The 17,679-nt window shown below is 69.9% G+C and carries 17 protein-coding genes; 8 read left to right on the top strand and 9 right to left on the bottom strand.

Translation table 11 applies throughout. The features are described 5' to 3' along the window. Nucleotides 1-22: 22 nt before the first annotated feature. The 5 genes from EV141_RS03940 to xseA form a co-directional block, all read right to left on the bottom strand. Nucleotides 23-1,429, bottom strand: a complete 1,407-nt coding sequence (locus EV141_RS03940) for a class II fumarate hydratase (RefSeq protein ID WP_130484639.1) — start codon at nucleotides 1,427-1,429, stop codon at nucleotides 23-25. Nucleotides 1,430-1,497: 68 nt separating this feature from the next. Continuing rightward, nucleotides 1,498-2,136: a carbonic anhydrase gene (locus tag EV141_RS03935; RefSeq protein ID WP_130484638.1), complete on the bottom strand. Its 639-nt coding sequence runs from the start codon at nucleotides 2,134-2,136 to the stop codon at nucleotides 1,498-1,500. Between the two features lie 32 nt (nucleotides 2,137-2,168). Further along, the gene (locus tag EV141_RS03930; RefSeq protein WP_130484637.1) at nucleotides 2,169-2,816 is read right to left on the bottom strand and encodes a DUF4245 domain-containing protein; all 648 of its coding nucleotides are present in this window, start codon (nucleotides 2,814-2,816) and stop codon (nucleotides 2,169-2,171) included. Next, nucleotides 2,813-3,040 (bottom strand): exodeoxyribonuclease VII small subunit, encoded by a 228-nt coding sequence (locus EV141_RS03925; protein WP_130484636.1) that lies wholly within the window; start codon nucleotides 3,038-3,040, stop codon nucleotides 2,813-2,815. Before EV141_RS03925 ends, EV141_RS03930 begins: the two co-directional genes overlap by 4 nt. Before the next feature lies 1 nt (nucleotide 3,041). Further along, the gene (gene xseA / locus EV141_RS03920; protein WP_130484635.1) at nucleotides 3,042-4,292 is read right to left on the bottom strand and encodes an exodeoxyribonuclease VII large subunit; all 1,251 of its coding nucleotides are present in this window, start codon (nucleotides 4,290-4,292) and stop codon (nucleotides 3,042-3,044) included. A gap of 141 nt (nucleotides 4,293-4,433) precedes the next feature. Here xseA and EV141_RS03915 point away from each other — a divergent pair, with 141 nt between their 5' ends. Genes EV141_RS03915 through EV141_RS03885 form a run of 7 tightly spaced genes read left to right on the top strand, consistent with a single transcriptional unit; the run spans nucleotide 4,434 to nucleotide 12,253 of the window. Continuing rightward, nucleotides 4,434-5,390, top strand: a complete 957-nt coding sequence (locus EV141_RS03915; protein ID WP_130484634.1) for an ATP-binding cassette domain-containing protein — start codon at nucleotides 4,434-4,436, stop codon at nucleotides 5,388-5,390. Continuing rightward, nucleotides 5,387-6,211 carry an ABC transporter permease gene (locus tag EV141_RS03910; protein ID WP_130484633.1) on the top strand — a complete coding sequence of 275 codons (825 nt, stop codon included), beginning with the start codon at nucleotides 5,387-5,389 and terminating at the stop codon, nucleotides 6,209-6,211. Before EV141_RS03915 ends, EV141_RS03910 begins: the two co-directional genes overlap by 4 nt. Before the next feature lie 43 nt (nucleotides 6,212-6,254). After that, entirely contained in the window at nucleotides 6,255-7,334 is a 1,080-nt protein-coding gene (locus EV141_RS03905; protein ID WP_130484632.1) for a 4-hydroxy-3-methylbut-2-enyl diphosphate reductase, read from the top strand. 19 nt (nucleotides 7,335-7,353) lie between these two features. Beyond that, nucleotides 7,354-8,601, top strand: a complete 1,248-nt coding sequence (locus tag EV141_RS03900; protein ID WP_130484631.1) for a sensor histidine kinase — start codon at nucleotides 7,354-7,356, stop codon at nucleotides 8,599-8,601. After that, nucleotides 8,598-9,743 (top strand): hypothetical protein, encoded by a 1,146-nt coding sequence (locus EV141_RS03895; protein WP_130484630.1) that lies wholly within the window; start codon nucleotides 8,598-8,600, stop codon nucleotides 9,741-9,743. The genes EV141_RS03900 and EV141_RS03895 overlap by 4 nt, the downstream gene beginning before the upstream one ends. A gap of 46 nt (nucleotides 9,744-9,789) precedes the next feature. Continuing rightward, nucleotides 9,790-11,046: a sensor histidine kinase gene (locus EV141_RS03890; protein WP_130484629.1), complete on the top strand. Its 1,257-nt coding sequence runs from the start codon at nucleotides 9,790-9,792 to the stop codon at nucleotides 11,044-11,046. Further along, nucleotides 11,039-12,253: a hypothetical protein gene (locus EV141_RS03885; RefSeq protein ID WP_130484628.1), complete on the top strand. Its 1,215-nt coding sequence runs from the start codon at nucleotides 11,039-11,041 to the stop codon at nucleotides 12,251-12,253. The genes EV141_RS03890 and EV141_RS03885 overlap by 8 nt, the downstream gene beginning before the upstream one ends. 6 nt (nucleotides 12,254-12,259) lie before the next feature. Here EV141_RS03885 and fbaA read toward each other — a convergent pair whose 3' ends face one another. Continuing rightward, entirely contained in the window at nucleotides 12,260-13,288 is a 1,029-nt protein-coding gene (gene fbaA, locus EV141_RS03880; RefSeq protein ID WP_130484627.1) for a class II fructose-bisphosphate aldolase, read from the bottom strand. A 197-nt stretch (nucleotides 13,289-13,485) separates the two neighbouring features. On the opposite strand from fbaA, the gene glpX reads away from it, so the two are divergent. After that, a complete protein-coding gene (gene glpX, locus EV141_RS03875; RefSeq protein WP_130484864.1) occupies nucleotides 13,486-14,442 on the top strand; it encodes a class II fructose-bisphosphatase in 957 nt (318 codons plus the stop codon). A gap of 36 nt (nucleotides 14,443-14,478) precedes the next feature. Here glpX and EV141_RS03870 read toward each other — a convergent pair whose 3' ends face one another. The 3 genes from EV141_RS03870 to EV141_RS03860 all read right to left on the bottom strand — a co-directional run bounded on the left by EV141_RS03870 (nucleotide 14,479) and on the right by EV141_RS03860 (nucleotide 17,650). Continuing rightward, entirely contained in the window at nucleotides 14,479-14,883 is a 405-nt protein-coding gene (locus tag EV141_RS03870) for a VOC family protein (protein ID WP_130484626.1), read from the bottom strand. Between the two features lie 65 nt (nucleotides 14,884-14,948). Beyond that, complete coding sequence (locus tag EV141_RS03865; protein ID WP_198675492.1) at nucleotides 14,949-15,917, bottom strand: bile acid:sodium symporter family protein; 969 nt, start codon at nucleotides 15,915-15,917, stop codon at nucleotides 14,949-14,951. Next, a complete protein-coding gene (locus EV141_RS03860) occupies nucleotides 15,914-17,650 on the bottom strand; it encodes an AMP-binding protein (RefSeq protein ID WP_130484625.1) in 1,737 nt (578 codons plus the stop codon). Before EV141_RS03860 ends, EV141_RS03865 begins: the two co-directional genes overlap by 4 nt. Nucleotides 17,651-17,679: the final 29 nt, after the last annotated feature.

Raw genomic sequence — 17,679 nt, 5'->3', positions numbered from 1 at the left:
CCCCCCGCAACGCGGCTGAGACTTACAGGCCGGGCGAGGTCATCGAGAGCACGTCGAGCAGCTCGTCCAGCTGCTGCTCGGTGATCTCACCGCGCTCGACGAAGCCGAGGTCGACGACGGCCTCGCGCACGGTGATGCTCTGGGCGACCGAGTGCTTGGCGACCTTCGCGGCGGCCTCGTAGCCGATCACCCGGTTGAGCGGCGTCACGATCGACGGCGACGACTCGGCGAGCGCGCGGGCGCGGTCGAGGTTCGCCTCGAGCCCCCGCACGGTCTTGTCGGCGAGCACGCGCGTCGAGTTCGCGAGCAGGCGGATCGACTCGAGCAGCGAGGTGCCCATCACGGGAATCGCGACGTTCAGCTCGAACGAGCCGGATGCGCCCGCCCACGCGATGGTCGCGTCGTTACCGACGACCTTCGCGCAGACCATGAGCACGGCCTCGGGCACGACGGGGTTCACCTTGCCCGGCATGATCGACGAACCCGGCTGCAGGTCGGGGATGTGCAGTTCGCCGAGGCCGGTGTTCGGGCCAGACCCCATCCAGCGCAGGTCGTTGCAGATCTTCGTCAGCGACACGGCAATGACCCGCAGGGCGCCGCTCGCCTCGACCAGCCCGTCACGAGCGCCCTGTGCCTCGAAGTGGTCTTCTGCCTCGGTGATCGGCAGGCCGGTCGACGACGCGAGTTCGGCGATGACCTTCTGCGAGAAGCCGAGGGGAGTGTTGATGCCGGTGCCGGTTGCGGTGCCGCCGAGCGGCACCTCGGCGACGCGCTCGATGGTCGCGCGCACGCGGGCGACGCCGAGTCGCAGCTGGCGGGCGTACCCGGCGAACTCTTGCCCGAGGGTGACCGGGGTGGCGTCCATGAGGTGGGTGCGACCGGCCTTCACGGCGGTCTTCCACAGCTCGGCTTTCTCCTCCAGAGCCTCGGCGAGGTATTCGAGCGCCGGAATGAGATCGGCGAGCAGCGCCTCTGTAACGGCGAGGTGCACGGAGGTCGGGAACACGTCGTTCGACGACTGCGAGGCGTTGACGTGGTCGTTCGGGTGCACGGCCGTGCCGGCGTGCTGCGTCGCGAGGGTGGCGAGCACCTCGTTCATGTTCATGTTCGACGAGGTACCCGAGCCCGTCTGGTAGGTGTCGACGGGGAAGTGCTCGAGGTGGGCGCCTGCGATGATCTCGTCGGCCGCGGCGACGATGCCGCGGGCGAGGGTCTCATCGAGGATGCCGAGCTCGGCGTTCACGATCGCCGCCGCGCGCTTGATCTGCGCGAGCGCCTTGATCTGACCGGCCTCGAGGCGGGTGCCTGAAATCGGGAAGTTCTCGACGGCGCGCTGTGTCTGAGCGCGGTACAGCGCGCTCTTCGGCACGCGCACCTCTCCCATGGTGTCGTGCTCGATGCGGTAGTCGGTCTCTGCGGTCTCGCTCATCGCGATGGGTCCGTTTCTCTCGTTTGTTCGCAGGGCGGTGGTAGATCGTGGGGACAGGCGGATGCGCGCTACAGCGCGCCGACGGAGGCGTCGGCTTGCACGCGCCCGTCATGCAGGCGATAGTTGGCGCCGACAATCGCGAGGCGCCCGGCGGCGACCGCCTCGCTGATCAGTTCGCTGGCGCTGAGCAGGGCTCCGACGGTGTCGCGCAGGTGCTGGCGGCCGACCTCGAACGCGTCGATTGTGTCGACGCTCGTCGACCCCGAGGCGATCCGAACCCGCTGCACCGCCGGCATGATCTGCGTGACGAGCGAGCGGATGTGCGCGGGAAGAGTTGGGGCGTCGGCGCCGGTCTGATCGATGGCGGCGCGCACCGCCCCGCACTCGTCGTGGGCGAGCACCACGATGAGGGGCACCTCGAGCACGGCGACCGCGTATTCGAGCGAACCGACGACCGAGTCGCTCACGATCTGGCCGGCGTTGCGCACGACGAACAGGTCGCCCAGCCCCTTGTCGAAGATGATCTCGGCCGCGAGGCGACTGTCGGAGCACCCGAACAGGGCGGCGTCTGGTCGCTGGTGGTCACTCAGCTCGGTGCGTCGGGCGGCGTCCTGGTGCGGGTGGTGAGGGTCGCCCGACACGAAGCGGGCGTTGCCCGCCTGCATTTCCCGCCAGACGGCTGCCGGTGTGCGCTCAGCGTCGGTCATGCTCCTCCTCGGGCGTCGGGTGGCGACGCGTCTCAGGGGGCGGAGAGCTCTGCGGCGATCGCCGTGGCCAACAGCTCAAACTCGCTCTCTTCGGCGGTGCCGTAGAGCACGATCGTGCTGCCGTCGGTCTCGGTGACGAGCGCATACTCGCGGTTACCGAGTTGCGCCGCCCCTCGACGATCGTAGAGCGTCCAGTCGATGTCGCCGATCGTGACCTGCTCGCCTTCGCTACGGGGGTTCCGCAGGAGGTCAGACAGCCAGGTGGGGTTGCCCTCGAAGCCCTGCACGAGGGCGATGAATCCGGCGTCGGTCGCCACGGGGTCGGTGACAAAGCCGACGTACCACTCGGTGACGCCGCCCGAGCCGTCGAGCCCCGCACGGTTCGCCGACCAGGTGGGCGGCACGACGGGCGCGACGATGTCGAATTGACCGCCTGCCTCGAGTTCGGCGGCGGTCGCCTGGTAGTCGACGGCCGGTGGTGTGGGGGCCTCGCGCACGACGACGGAGACGAGAAACGCGACGAAGAGGAGCGAGGCGCCGACGGACGCGACCAGGTTGATGACGGTCTGGTTCGCCCGTCGCTTCGCGCGGTTCGCAGCGATGCGCTCCGCCTTCTCTGCGGGGGTCTCGGGTCGACCCAGTTCGGCGACGATGGGGCGACCGGTGGCGGGGTCAGTCATGAGGTCTCGGCGGCGGCCCGGGCGGCGTCGAGACGCTCTTTCGCGCCGATCAGCCAGCTCTCGCAGCGGCGGGCGAGCGCCTCGCCGCGTTCCCACAGGGCGATGGACTGCTCAAGCGTTGCCCCGCCCTGCTCGAGCTCAGCGACAACGCGCACCAGTTCGTCGCGCGCCTCTTCATAGCTGAGTGCGTCGATGTCGGCGGGGATGCTCGTCACGGTCGCCATGTTATTGCTCGCCTTCTGTGTCGGGGCCGGGAATACGGGCTTCTGCGGCCACGACGCCGTCGGCCAGCGTGAGCCGCAGCGCATCGCCGTCGCTGAGCTCGGCACTCGCGCGCACGACGCCGCCATCGGCGCGCTGCACGATCGCGTAGCCGCGGTCGAGGGTCGACTGCGGCGAGAGGGATCGCAGCCTCGCCCTCCGCTCAACCAGCTCATCGGTGGCGCGGTCGAGGCGTCGTGTTGCGAGCTCGGCGCCGCGGGCTACGAGGCGTGTGAGCTCGTCGGCGCGCCCGTCGATGATCCACGACGAGCTCGCCAGTGCCGGGCGTGAGCGCAGCTGCCCGAGGCGGTCGACCTCGGTGCGCACGAGCAGACTGATGCGCGAGCGCAGGCGACTGCGTGCTTGATCGACCCCGGCGAGTTCATCGCTGACGTCGGGCACCACGCGCTTGGCGGCGTCGGTGGGGGTCGAGGCGCGCAGATCGGCCACATCGTCGAGCAGGGGGCGGTCGTTCTCGTGGCCGATGGCGCTGACGACGGGCGTCGTGCACGCCGCGACGGCGCGGACCACCCGCTCGTCGCTGAACGGCAGCAGGTTCTGGAAGTCGCCTCCGCCGCGGGCGACGATGATCACGTCGACCTCGGGATCGCGGTCGAGAGCTTCGATTGCTGTCACGAGCTCGCCGACGGCGCGGTCGCCCTGCACGGCGGAGTGGTGCACACGGAAGGCGACCGACGGCCAGCGCAGGGCCGCGTTCCGCAGCACGTCTTTTTCGGCGTCGCTGTCTGTGCCCGTGACGAGCCCGATGAGGTGTGGCAAGAACGGCAAAGGTTTCTTGCGCGATGCCTCGAACAGGCCTTCGGCCCGCAGGCTCTGGCGCAGCCTCTCGAGCCGCTCGAGCAGGTCACCCAAGCCCACGCGCCGAATGTCGAAGACCTGCATGGTCAGCGAGCCACCCTTGACCCACCAATTGGCCTTCACATGCATGACGACCCGGTCACCCTGGCCGAGGCCCTCGGGAAGCCGCGAGCGCACCGATGACCAGACGACGAACGAGACCGTCGCATCCTGCGTGAGGTCTTTGACCTTGCCGTAGACGTTGCCGCCCGACACGCCCCACTGCGTGATCTCACCCTCGACCCAGACCGCGCCGAGGCGGTCGATCCAGCCTTTGAGCTTCTGCGAGAGCTCGGCGACCGGCCACGGCGCGTCAGCGCTCGTCGGTGACGGCGTGGACGGGGCGGTGTCGGTCATCGGGTTCCGGGTTCGTGGAGGGGCATGAGGGTGCGTCGTGGGCGGTCGCCGGGCGCGTCGCTTGCGGCCACCCCGCGCGCTCGCCAGGGTAGTAGACGCCCCCGACGCCGACCGGATCGAGGGAAGCGATCGGGGGACAGGATGCCCACAAGCACTCCCATAGATATTCGCGCGTTGACGAAGCGCTTCGGGGCCATCACGGCCGTCGAGAACGTCACCTTCTCCGCCCAGCCCGGCCGCGTCACGGGCTTCCTTGGCCCCAACGGCGCGGGTAAGACGACCACGCTGCGCGTGCTCCTCGGCCTCGCCCGCGCCACGAGCGGAACAGCGACGTTCGGCGGCACCGCCTACGCGGCGCTCGACGACCCGGCGCGGCGCGTGGGTGCATCCCTCTCATCCGATGTGTTTCACCCCGGCCGCAGCGGCCGCGATCACCTCCGCGTGCTGCAGATCGCCGCGGGCCTCGACGCTGAGCGGGTCGAGGCCGTGCTGCGCCGCGTCGGCATGAGCGATGCCGCCGACCGGCGGGTGGGCGGATATTCGCTCGGCATGCGCCAGCGGCTGGGTCTCGCCGCCGCGCTGCTCGGCGACCCCGGTGTGCTTGTGCTCGACGAACCGATCAACGGCCTCGACCCTGCCGGCATCACGTGGATGCGCGTCTTTCTGCGCGAGCTCGCGGCGGAGGGTCGCACCATCTTGCTGTCGTCCCACGTGTTGAGCGAGGTCGCCCAGACGGTCGACGACGTGGTCGTGATCGCGCGCGGCCGCATCGTCATGACGGGGGCCCTTGACGATCTCGCGGCCGGCGTCGAGGCGCGGGTGCGCGTCGACGCGGCCGACCGCGCGGCCCTCAGCGCGACGCTGACCGCCGCCGGAGCCCGCATCGACACCCCCGACCATGGCCATCTGGTGGCCACCGGGCTCGACGCCGACGCCGTCGGGCGGGCGGCGCTCGCCGCTGGAATCCCGCTGACGCTGCTGGCGCCGCTCGGCGACGACCTCGAGTCGATCTTCCTGCGCCTCACGGCGGACGATGCGGCGGCCACTGACACGACGACGGATGCCTCAAGCGCCTTCGCGGGGGAGGTCGCCGCATGAGGGCCCTCGGTCGCGCCGTTCACGCCGAACTGCTGCGCGTTTTCTCGCTGCGCACCTGGTGGATTCTCGCGGTCGTGCTCGGCCTGTACGTCGCGGTCACGGCGGGCGGCTTTGCGTTCTTCGTCTCGAGCTCGGAGCTAAATGGCCCGGGTCCACTTCCCGCCGAGGTGGCCGCTCCGCTCGTGTACAGCTCGACGACGAGCGTGGCGCTCGTCGTGCCGCTGCTGTTCGGAGCGCTGCTGGCCACGAGCGAGTACCGCTGGCGCACCCTCACGCCCACGCTGCTCGCGCAGCCGCGTCGCGTCGTCGTGTTGGCGGGGCGCCTGATTGTCGCGCTGGTGCTGGGCGCCCTGTATGGCGTGATCGGCGCCGTTGTCTCGGTCGCCGCCGGCGCACCGGTGTTAGCCGCGTTCGGCACCGATCCGTTGCTCGCCGAACCCGAGGTGCTCGGGCTCCTGGCGCGCACGGTGCTGGCCTGCGCCCTCTGGTCGCTGCTGGGCCTCGGCCTGGGCGCCCTGCTCACGAGCCAGATCGCCGCGATCGTCATCGTGCTCGTCTTCACGCAATTCGTGGAGCCGATCTTGCGCATCGTGGCGGGTGCCGCCGAGTGGTCTGCGGAGGCCGCCCGCTACCTCCCCGGGGCCGCGACCGACTCGCTGGTCGGGGCCGGCATCCTCGCGTCGATCGGCCAACTCGATCCGACCGTGCCCGGCGTCATCGAGCCGCTCACGAGGCTCGAAGGCGGGCTCGTGCTTGCGGTGCTGAGCCTCGCGCTTGTCGCTCTTGCGGCGGCGACGACCCTGCGGCGCGACGTCGACTGACCGGCCGGTCGGATGCCCAGAACCGCCCCGTAGACTGGCCACGATGTCCACGATCACGAACGGCGCCCTCGGCACCACCCTCACCGCGCCCGTCGTCCCTGAGCGCCGCGAGCGCCTCCGCCCCGACCCGTCGGTCACGGGGCCCAAACGGGTGCTGTTGGCCGCGCCCCGCGGCTACTGCGCGGGCGTCGATCGCGCGGTCATCGCCGTTGAAAAGGCGCTCGAGCAGTACGGCGCTCCGGTCTACGTGCGCAAGCAGATCGTGCACAACGTGCACGTCGTCTCCGAACTCGAAAAGAGTGGCGCCATCTTCGTTGACGAGGTCGACGAGGTGCCCGAGGGTTCCCACATCGTGTTCTCGGCGCACGGCGTCAGCCCCGCGGTCGTGCAGGGTGCCGCCGATCGCGAACTGCAGGCGATCGACGCCACGTGCCCCCTCGTGACGAAGGTGCACCGCGAAGCCGTGCGCTTCTCCAAGCAGGACTACTGGATTCTGCTCATCGGCCACGCCGGTCACGAAGAGGTGGAAGGCACGATGGGCCACGCGCCCGAGCGCACCATCCTCGTCAACGACCCCGACGAGGCTGACCGCATCGAGGTGCCCGACACCGAGAACCTCATCTGGCTGTCGCAGACGACCCTCAGCGTCGACGAGACGATGGAGACGGTGCGCCGCCTCCGCGAGCGCTTCCCGCACCTCGCCGATCCCCCGAGCGATGACATTTGCTACGCCACGCAGAACCGCCAGGTGGCGATCAAGAAGGTCGCACCCTCGGCCGACCTCGTCATCGTCGTGGGCTCCGCGAACAGCTCGAACAGTGTGCGACTCGTCGAGGTCGCCCTCGAGTACGGCGCCAAGGCGGCGTACCGCGTTGATTACGCAAGTGAGATCAAGCAGGAGTGGCTCGAGGGCGTGTCAAGCGTCGGCGTCTCGAGCGGCGCCAGCGTCCCCGAAGTGCTCGTCGAGCAGGTGCTCGCCGACCTGAAAGACGCCGGCTTCGACGACGTTGAGATCGTGAAGACGGCTGAGGAGGACCTCATGTTCTCTCTGCCGAAGGAGCTGCGGACAACGGCCACGGGCGAGCGCGACGAGCGCGCGCTCGGCGGCCGCACCCGGAACTAGCGGCCATGGGGTCGCGGCGGTGACGTCCGACCTGGCTCCCGGCGTGCCCCCGGCCGTGCGGCCTTCAGCGCTGCCGGCTCCCCGCGGCGTTTCCGCAGCGGGCCTGGTGCGGGGGTTGAGCGCCGCCATGCGGTGGATCGGCCCCGCAGCCCTGCTGCTCGTGCTCGCCGTCATTGGCGACGCAGCGGTGTCGGCGGGCGTCAGCGACGGGGTTTTCGCCCTGGTGCTCGCCTGGGTGCCGGTCTTTGGCACCTCGGTGTTGCTCGCCCTGCGTCCTCGGCGGGCGACGATGCTGCTGCACATGGGCGTCGGCCTCATCGTCGGCACCGCCTACGTCGCCCTCGCGGTTCCCTACGCGGCCCCCCTGGGTGATCGAGACGGCTACATCGTCGAGGGGGCAGCGGTCGCCCTCACCTTCGTCGGCGCCCTGGGTGCCCGCGGGCTGGGGGGCATCGGCTGGATCGCGACCGGGTTCACGCTCGGCACCATCGCCCTGATCGTGGGGCACCTCATCGCCGGCGAGCCACTGCGGCTCTCGCCCGACCGCGCCGTCGACGCCGCCATCATGGCCGCGGCGTTTGCCGTCGTCGACATCGGATGGCGCCGCACCCGCGGCAGGCTTCCCGCCTTTCGTGACATCGCTCGAGAAACGCGGCGCGCCGACGAACGCCGACGCCGCGAGCGCGCGGCGGCTGCCGTCGTGCACGACACCGTGCTGTCCGACCTGGCGGCCATCGCGCACGGCGAGGGCCCCCTGGATGAGCGGATGCGCGACCGCATTCGCGCTGACCTCGCGCGGCTCGCCGGGGCGACCGCCTCCGACACCGGCACGGTCTCGATCGTGCCGCGCGAGGGCACCTTCGGTCGCGCCCTCCTCGAACTGGTCGAAGATCACCGCTGGCGCGGCGGCCGAATCGATCTCACCGGCGTCGACCTCTTGCGCGACGACGGGCTGGATCCGGCGATGGCCGAGGCGATGCACGGCGCGGTGGGTGCGGCACTCGACAACGTGCGTCGGCACGCGCAGGCCGAGCGGGTCGAGCTCACCGTCGGCGGCGACGATGACCGCTTGACCGTGCTGGTCGTCGACGACGGGCTCGGCTTCGACACCGACGCGGTTCCGGTCGACCGGCTGGGCCTGCGCGAAGCGATCATCGGTCGCATGGAGCGGGCGGGGGGCACGGCACGCATCTGGTCGTCCGAAGCCGGCACGACGGTGCTCCTGGCCGTCCCACGCGGCTCGGCGAGCGACGGGGAGGCGCCGTGACGACGTGGTGGCGCCGCTCGGCGCAAGACGTCGACACGCTCAGCTGGCTGACCGCGTCGCTCGTTACCGCGTGGGTTCCGCTCGTGATCGCGCTGCTTGGGGCGGGCGGCGTGCTGCTGGGTGGCCAGGGTGCGGATGCGCCGATCTACCAGTGGGTCGCCATCGCGCTCGCGGCCAGCGGCACGCTGCTGATCCACCTGGCGGCGCGTCCGACGCGTCGCCGCTTCGGTCTCGCGCCGGCGATGGCGGTTCCCGTACTCGCGAGCGCCGCCGTGCTGACCAGCGCGTGGGGGATCGCCCGCGGGGGCTCGGGAACAGGCGATCCGGTCGTGCCCGAACTGTGGTGGGCGCCGGTTGCCGCCGCGCTCGTCGTCATGTCGCTCAGCCCATTCGTGCCCGGCCGCGTCTTCTTGCCGGCGGGTGTCATGGTGGCCGGCGCGAGCATCCTCGCCGCCGTGCTCGTGACCGAGCCGTTGGATGCGGTCTCGCCGGGCGCGGAGATCGTGATCGCCGCATCCTCGCCCCTGTTCGCCCTGATTGGCGGCACCTTCCTGACCCGTCTGCTCATCGAGGAAGTCGAGGCGTGGCGGGCCGGGCTGGTCGACACGCTCGCGGCAGCGCCGTTGCGCGAACCAGCCGTCGCCGTCGTTGACCGCACGACGCGGGGAGCGTTGACCGTGGAGGCGCTGCCATTCCTCACCGCGATCGCCGACGGCGGCACGGTCGGCCCCGCCGAGCGTGAGCACGCGGCACGCCTCGCCGGTCAGCTGCGCACGGCGCTCGTCGACCGCGACGGCAGCGGGTGGCTCGGCGCCGTGATTGCCCGGCGAGCCGTGCACGTCACTGACCCGCACCGCCTCGCCGACCGCGTCTCGCTCGATCAGCGGGCCGCCATTCTCGCCCTCATCGACGGCGTGTTCTCCGACGAGGAGGCGGGGGTGTACGCGGCCCGGCTCGAACTGGCACCGGGAGCCGACGGCCAGGTCGCCGTGGCCCTCACGCTCGACCTCGAACTGCCCGAGGGGCGTCGCACCGCCGTGCTTGCCCCGTACTACCTGTCGGCCAAGTCGGTCGTGCGCGATATTTCGTGGACGAACGGCCGCTCGCTCGTCGTGCGTTTCGACGTCGACGGCGAGCACTGAGCGAGACGTGAACCCGCTCCACTAACCTGACCGCGAGGGGAGACGCATGCGCACCGTTGCTCTACCCCGCGACGTCGCCGCCGCGGTCGTCGTCTCTGGGCTCTCGTCGGCCATGCGCACCGTCGCGCTCATCGGATCGCTGCTCACCACCGTGATGATCATCGACGTTGTGTCGGCAGCTGGCCGTCTCGACGGGTCGATCGCCCTCGCCCTCGCCCCGGCCATCGCCATGGCCCTGCTCGCCGCGCTGCTGCTGGCGACCCCCTCGGTGCGCACGGCCACCCTGTACCTCGTGGGCGGGGGCGTTGCGGCCGCGGCGAGCGTGGTCGCCCTCGTCACGCTTGCCGACGTGGGTTCTGATCCATTCCTGCTCAATCGCGTCGCCACGGCGTTGCCACTCGTGGGCGCGCTTGCCGGCAGCGCGCGTAGCGGCGTGCGCTGGACCCTCGCCGGAATGGCGGTCGCCTACGCGAGCCTCGTCGGCGGGTGGCTGGCGCTCGGAGAGCTCGGTCCGGTCGGCTACGGCCCGCTGATCGTCGGGCTCATCGCGCTGTCAGGGTTTGGTCTGCTCGCGTCGGTGCGGCATCGGGCGAAGCAGCGTATCCCCGAATTTCTCGCCGTGCAGCGCGCCGTGCTGATCGACGAGCGCGAGCGCGAGCTGCAGCGCCGAGCGGCGGCCGCCGTTCACGACACGGTGCTCGCCGACCTCGCGGCCGTCTCGCACGCCCCCGGCGTGATTTCTGATCGGATGCGCGCCCACATCGTGAAGGACCTCGACGCGATCGCGCGCCCCACTGAGCCGCGGCGGGCCGGTCGTCACGCCGACGTCGCCCCCGCCCCGCTCGCCCAAGCGCTGCTCGACCTCGCCGACGGCTACCGCTGGAACGGCGTGACCGTGCAGGTGAGCGGGGCGGAGGAGGTCACGGCCGAGGTGCCGGCGACGATTCTCGACGCCCTCGTCGGCGCGACGCGAGCCGCCCTCGACAACGTCGCCGCACACGCCGGAACCGCTCGCGCCGAGCTGGTCATCGGTCAGCGCGACGACGCCATCGCGGTGCTCGTGGTCGACGCGGGCCACGGCTTCGACCCGGCCGCCGTCGGTTCCGATCGGCTGGGGCTGCGGGAGTCGATCCACGGCCGCATGCGAGCCATCGGGGGCTCGGCCCGGGTGTGGTCGGGTGATGAGGGCACGACGGTGATGCTTCGCGTGCCGATCACGCCGGCCGCGGCATCGTCAGCGTCGGCGGGTGCGGGTGCGTGCGCGGCGCCCGTCACGCCGGCCGAGGAGCGTGACCGTGGCTAGCCGCCGCAGCACCTCGCCCTGGTCCGTTGACCCGATCAGCTGGGTCACGACCTCGGGCATGCCCGTGACGGCGACGCTCGTCCTCGCTGTCTACGGTGCGCTCGCCATTGTCAGCGAGCGGGCGCCTTCAACGATGGGCTGGGCGCTGCAGTGGGCGGCGCTTGGGGTGCTCGTCACGGCGGGCGCGCTCATCCACGCACGCAGTCGGCCGCCGCGCGGGCTACTCAGCCCCGTCGTCGTTGCGGCGCTGTCCCCGCTCATGGTCGGCGGGGTGCTGCTGTCGGCCCTCGGCTATCGCGGCGACGCGTTCGCTCTGACCCTGTGGTGGGCGCCGCTCGCGATTTCGCTGCTGCTCATCGCCGCCGCCCCCTACCTGCGTTCGTTCGCGATCATCACCCTCGGCATCGTGCAGCTCGCGAGCACGGCCGTCATCACGCTCGCGCTGGTCGTGCCCGACAACCCCACATGGCCGGCGTTCACCACCGTCGTGATCGCCATCACCCCGATCGTTGCCGGCACGACGACGAGCGCCGTACTCTCGCGCTCGATCGTGCGCCGACTCGTGCAGTGGAGTGAGCGGCCCCTGCCGCGCCCAACGGCCGGCGTGGCGGGCATCGACGACCGGGCGCTCGCGCACAGTGTCGACAGCGAGGTGAGCGAGCAGCTCGCGTCGGCCGTCGCCTTTCTGCGCGGCGTTGCCGAGCGCGGCTCCGTCGACGAGAGCGACATTCAGCGCTCGCGGGCGCTCGCCCTCGACCTGAGGCACACGCTGCTCGCCGAGGCGACCGCCACCTGGCTCGAACGCGTCGTGCGCGGCCACCCCGTCGAACTCGACGACCCGGATCGTCTCGCCGACCGCCTCACCGTCGCGCAGCGCACCGCGCTGCGGGCAATGCTGGATGCGCTGATGGCGCACCCCGAATCGGGCTTCGTGTCCGCGCGAATCGCGCTTCGCGCATCCGATGATCTGCACGTGGCCGTGGCCATGCGCATCTCGACCACGCTGCCGGAGGGGCGGCGCGTGACGTTCCTCGCCCCGTACTACGTGTCGCTGTCGGCGGCGGTGCGCGACATCCGCTGGCGCGACGGCGCCGACCTGGAGGTGGCGTTCGAGGCGGCCGCCGAAACGCCGACGGGGCGCACGCCGCTGGTGCAGCGCACGCCCCGTGCGACGCCGGCTCACCGTGATGAGCCGGGGGAGAGCTAGCAGGCTTTAGCGGCCCGAGTGCCCGGCCGAGCCGAGCTGCTGCGTCGCCTCGACGACGCGCTTCGCCATGGCGGTCTCGGCGGCCTTGCCCCACGCGCGCGGGTCGTAGACCTTCTTGTTGCCGACCTCGCCGTCGACCTTGAGGAAGCCGTCGTAGTTCTTGAGCACGCTGTCGGCGACCGAGCGGCTGTAGGCGTACTGCGTGTCGGTGTCGATGTTCATCTTGATGACGCCGTTCTGCACCGCCGTGGCGATCTCGGCGTCGGTCGAGCCCGAGCCGCCGTGGAAGACGAGGTCGAGCGGCAGGGCGCCGGTGCCGTATTTCGCGGCAATGCCCTGCTGGATCTCGGCGAGTAGTTCGGGGCGCAGCTTCACGTTGCCAGGCTTGTAGACGCCGTGCACGTTGCCGAAGGTGAGGGCGGCCATGTAGCGGCCGTTCTCGCCGAGGCCGAGGGCCTCGACGGCCTGCTCGACGTCACCGAGGGTCGTGTACAGGGCGTCGTTCGAGCCCTCGTGCTGCACGCCGTCTTCCTCGCCGCCGACGACGCCGATCTCGACCTCGAGGATCGCGTTGATGCTCTTCATGCGGGGCAGCAACTCGCGGGCGATCTCAATGTTTTCGGCGAGCGGCACGGCCGAGCCGTCCCACATGTGCGACTGGAAGATCGGGTTGCGGCCGGCCCTGACCTCGGCCTCGCTCGCCTCGATGAGCGGCATGACGAAGCCGTCGAGGGCGTCCTTCGGGCAGTGGTCAGTGTGCAGCGCGACGGTGATGGGGTAGTTCTTGGCGACCTCGGTGGCGAACGCGGCGAAGGCGAGGGCGCCCGAGGCGCGGGCCTTCACGCTCTGGCCGGCGAAGAAGTCGGCGCCACCGGTGGTGACCTGCAGGATGCCGTCAGAGCCGGCCTCGGTGAGGCCCTGCAGCACGGCGTTGATCGTCGACGACGACGAGACGTTGATGGCGGGGTAGGCGAACCCGCCCTTTTTGGCCTTGTCGAGCATCTCGGCGTACTGCTCGGGGGTGGCGATGGGCATGAGGCTCCTCGTGCGTGGGGGTGCGTGGGACGGCTCCGAGTCTAGCCAGCGGGGTGCGTCGCGCCGCTAGGCTGGGCGGGCGCTGTCTACCACCCGGCGCGTCCGTTCATCCGTTTGATCGACGCCGAGAGAAGGACGCCACTGTGGTGACCACCGAAACCGGAACCCTGTTCCTCCACCCCGACCGCAACCTCGCCATGGAGCTCGTGCGGGCGACCGAGGCCGCCGCGATCCGCTCAGCGCCCTACATCGGCCGCGGCGATAAGAACGCCGCCGACGGCGCGGCGGTGGATGCGATGCGCAAATTCTTGGGGACCGTCAACTTCACGGGCGTCGTCGTCATCGGGGAGGGCGAAAAAGACAACGCCCCCATGCTGTTCAACGGCGAGCAGGTCGGCACCGGAAACGGCCCGATGTGTGACATCGCCGTCGACCCGATCGACGGCACCTCGCTGACGGCGGCCGGGCGCAGCCACGCGATCTCGATGATCGCGGTCGCCGACCGCGGCACGATGCTGGATGCCTCGAGCGTCTTCTACATGGACAAGATCGTCACGGGGCACGAGGGCATCGGCGTCGTCGACATTCGCCAGTCGGTCGGCGAGAACATTAGGGCGCTCGCCGCGGCAAAGGGCAAGCGCGTCGACCAGATGCGCATCGCCGTGCTCGACCGGCCGCGCCACCAGCGACTCATCGAGGAGATTCGCGAGGCCGGCGCCGGCACGCGCCTCATCCTCGACGGCGACGTGGCGGCGGGAATTAACGCTGCCCGCCACGACACCCGCATCGATATGGCGATCGGCACGGGCGGCAGCCCCGAGGGTGTTGCCACGGCGTGTGCGGTGAAGGCGCTGGGTGGCTTCATTCAGGGGCAGCTCGCGCCCGGCACCGACGACGAGAGAGAGAAGGGCGCGGCGGCGGGCCTCACGTTCGACCACGTCTACGAGGCGAACGACCTCGTGAGCAGCGACAACACCTTCTTCGTCGCCACCGGCGTCACCGACGGCGAGCTCGTGCGCGGGGTGCTGCGCGACGGGCCAATGATTCGCACGGAGTCGATCGTGTTGCGCTCGCGTTCGGGCACGATTCGTCGCGTGGTGGCCGAGCACCAGGTGTCGAAGTGGCTAGACGAGGACGAGCTGTTCGGCCTGTAAGCCTCTTGCCTGCTTCGTTGCCGAAGCGCGTCCCCGCTAGGCGACGATGTCCTCCGGCGGGTTCTGCAGCACCGCGATGATGTTGCCGGCCGGGTCGGTGATCCAGGCGATGTCGGGGCCCTCGTTGCGCGCGATTCCGCGGGAGATGCCGCGCGCATCCTGATCGAAACCGTCGTAGCGCACGGGCTCGACGCCGGCGGCGATGAGCGCGTCGACGGCGACCTCGATGTCGTCGACTTCGAGGTTCAGCACGGTGTACGTCGCGGGGGTGTGATCGGGCTTGGGGTAGACGAGGATCCACCCGCCGCCGGGCAGGTCGATGGTGAGCTGACCCATGTCGGCGTACCCGACCTCGAGGCCGAGGATGCGGCCGTAGAAGTCGTGGGCGGCCTCGATGTCGGGAACAGCAAAGCCGGCGAAGGCGAAGCGCGTGGCGATCATGTCGCGACGCTACTCCGCCTCCGCCGGCTCGGCCAGACCCTGTCTGGCTCCTGCCGCAGCGGTGGCTACAGCAGGTTCGGGATCTTCTGCTCTTCTGCGGTGTTCGCCCGGCGGAACCAGAAGGTCACGAAGGTCGAGACGATCACGATGAACAGCGAGTAGAGCGCCGGCACGATCAGGATCAGGCCGACGTTCGGGTCGTCGGCAAAGGACGCGAGCACGATCGCGATCGCGAGCGGCCCGTTCTGGATGCCCGTCTCGAGCCCGATGGTGCGCGCGTTCGCCGGGTGCAGGCGAATGGCGCGCGCGATCGTGTAGGCGATGAAGATGCCGAAAAGCCCGAGGCCGATGGCGACCAGGTAGGTCTGCCAGGGGGTGCTTGCCAGCAGGTTCCAGTTGCGCGGCACCCACGTGGCCATCAGGAACAGGATGAAGAACACCCCGATGAGGCCGCCGAGCAGCTCCATGATCGCGCCGACGTTCGCGCTGTAGCGCCGCAGGATCATGCCGCCGATCACCGGCAGCAGCAGCATGAGCACGAGGGTCGCCACGATGTTCGTGAACGGAATCTCGAGTTGCGACTCCTGCGTGAAGATGAACGAGCCGTAGATCGCGAGCGCGAGCGGCGTCATCAGGATCGCCCAGAGCGTCGAGTTCGTCGTCATGATCACGCTGAGGGCGAGGTTGCCCTTCGAGAAGTACGTGAAGATGTTCGACGTCGTGCCGGCGGGCACGGCGCCCATCAACAGGGCGCCAAACGCGACGGGAACCGCGTAGGCGGGGTCGAGCTGAAACAGGAACAGCATGATCAGGCCGAACGCCAAGAGCGGCATGATGCCGAACTGCGTCACGAAGCCGATGATCAGACCCTGCGGGCGCTTCAGCGCGAGCTTGAAGTCGCGCGGGGTGAGGCCGGCGCCGAGGCCGAACATGATGACGAACACCATGATCAGAAGCAGCGTCTGCTCGAAGTCGGTGACGACCTCGTCGGGGTTCACCTGCGTTGCCGCGGTGACGAGAAGGGACGTGATCACGACAGCTCCCTTCCTTGCGTCTCGATACTGGCGGTTTCGCTCGTGACCGCTTCAGCCCGCAGCTCGCGGCGGAGGATCTTGCCGATGGGACTCTTCGGCAGTTCGTCGACGAAGCGCACCGACTTCGGAACCTTGTAGGCGGCGAGCGACTCGCGGCAGTGCGCGATGATCTGCTCGGGCGTCGGGGGCTTCTCGCCCGCGACGACATACGCACGCACGGCCTCACCGGTCTTCTCGTCGGGGATGCCGACGACGCCGACCTCCAGGACGCCGTCCATCGCGGCGATGCGCTCTTCGACCTCGTTCGGGAAGACGTTGAAGCCCGAAACGAGCACCATGTCTTTCTTGCGGTCGACAATCGTGAAGTAGCCCTCGGCGTCCATCTCGGCGATGTCGCCGGTGCGGAACCAGCCGTCGAGCATCGACTCGGCCGTCTCCTCGGGGCGCTGCCAGTAGCCCTTCATGATCTGCGGGCCGCGCGCGACCAGCTCGCCCGGCTCGCCCACGGCGGCGTCGGTGCCGTCGTCTTTCACGCAGCGAATGTCGGTCGAGGGCACCGGAATGCCGATGGTGCCGTCTTTCACCTGCCCGCCGAGCGGGTTGAAGGTGAGCACCGGCGAGGTCTCGGTGAGGCCGTAGCCCTCGACGATGGGGGTGTCGGTGACCTCGCGCCAGTGCACGGCAACCGACTCGTGCAGCGCCATGCCGCCGGCGGCGGAGCCGACGAGGTGACGCGGCGGGTTGTCGACGAACCAGCGCTCGTTCAGCAGCGCGTTGAAGAGCGTGTTGACGCCGGTCGTCCACGTGATCTTGTAGTTCTCGAACGCCCGCTTGAGGTTGCCCGGCGGCCGCGGCGAGGGCACGAGAATGTTGCGCGCGCCCATGTGGAAGAAGCCGATCAGATTCACCGTGAAGGCGAAGATGTGGTACAGCGGCAGGGCCGTGAGCACGATCTCTTTGCCCTCGCGAATGTTGGTGCCGAGCATCTGCAGCATCTGCAGCGTGTTCGACACCAGGTTGCCGTGCGTGAGCATGGCGCCCTTGGAAACACCCGTCGTGCCGCCCGTGTACTGCAGGGCCGCGATCGAGTCGAGGGTGACCCCGCCGAGGTAGTGCTCGGCTTTCCCGGTCTGCGCGCGGCCGCGTGCGAGGGCCGCCTGGAATGCCGTGTGCTCGACCTCGATCTTCGGGAGCGAGCGGTTCCAGACCTTCTGCACGAGGCGAATGACGCCCGCGACGGGCTTCGGGAAGAACTCGGAGATGCGCACCGTCACGACGGTCTGGATGGGGGTGGCCGCGACCACCTCGGGCAGCCGGTCGGCGAACATGTCGATGATGACGAGCACCTTCGCGCCCGAGTCGCTGAACTGGTGCGTCATTTCGCTCGCCGTGTACAGCGGGTTCGTGTTGACGAGCACGCAGCCGGCCTTGAAGACGCCGAAGGCGACGATCGGGAAGGCGAGACAGTTCGGCATCTGCACGGCGACGCGGTCGCCGGCCTCAAGCTTCAGCTCTTCGCGCAGGTACGCCGCGAACGCGTCAGAGTGCGCGTCGATCTCGGCGTACGTGAGCGAGCCGTTCATGCCGTTCGGCATGCACTGCGTGAATGCGATCTGTTTGGCGTATGTCGTGCAGGCCGCGGTCAGCAGGTCAGGCATGTGCCGGAAGGGTGGAGCGACGAGCTCGTGCTCGACGCCGGTGGGATAGTGATCGAGCCAGGGGCGTTGGGTCATCGTTGATCTTTCGCCGAGGGGTGAACGCC

The sequence above is a fragment of the Microcella putealis genome, assembly GCF_004216575.1.
GTDB classification, from domain to species: Bacteria; Actinomycetota; Actinomycetes; order Actinomycetales; family Microbacteriaceae; genus Microcella; species Microcella putealis.
This window is presented reverse-complemented; position numbering and strand designations above follow the sequence as displayed.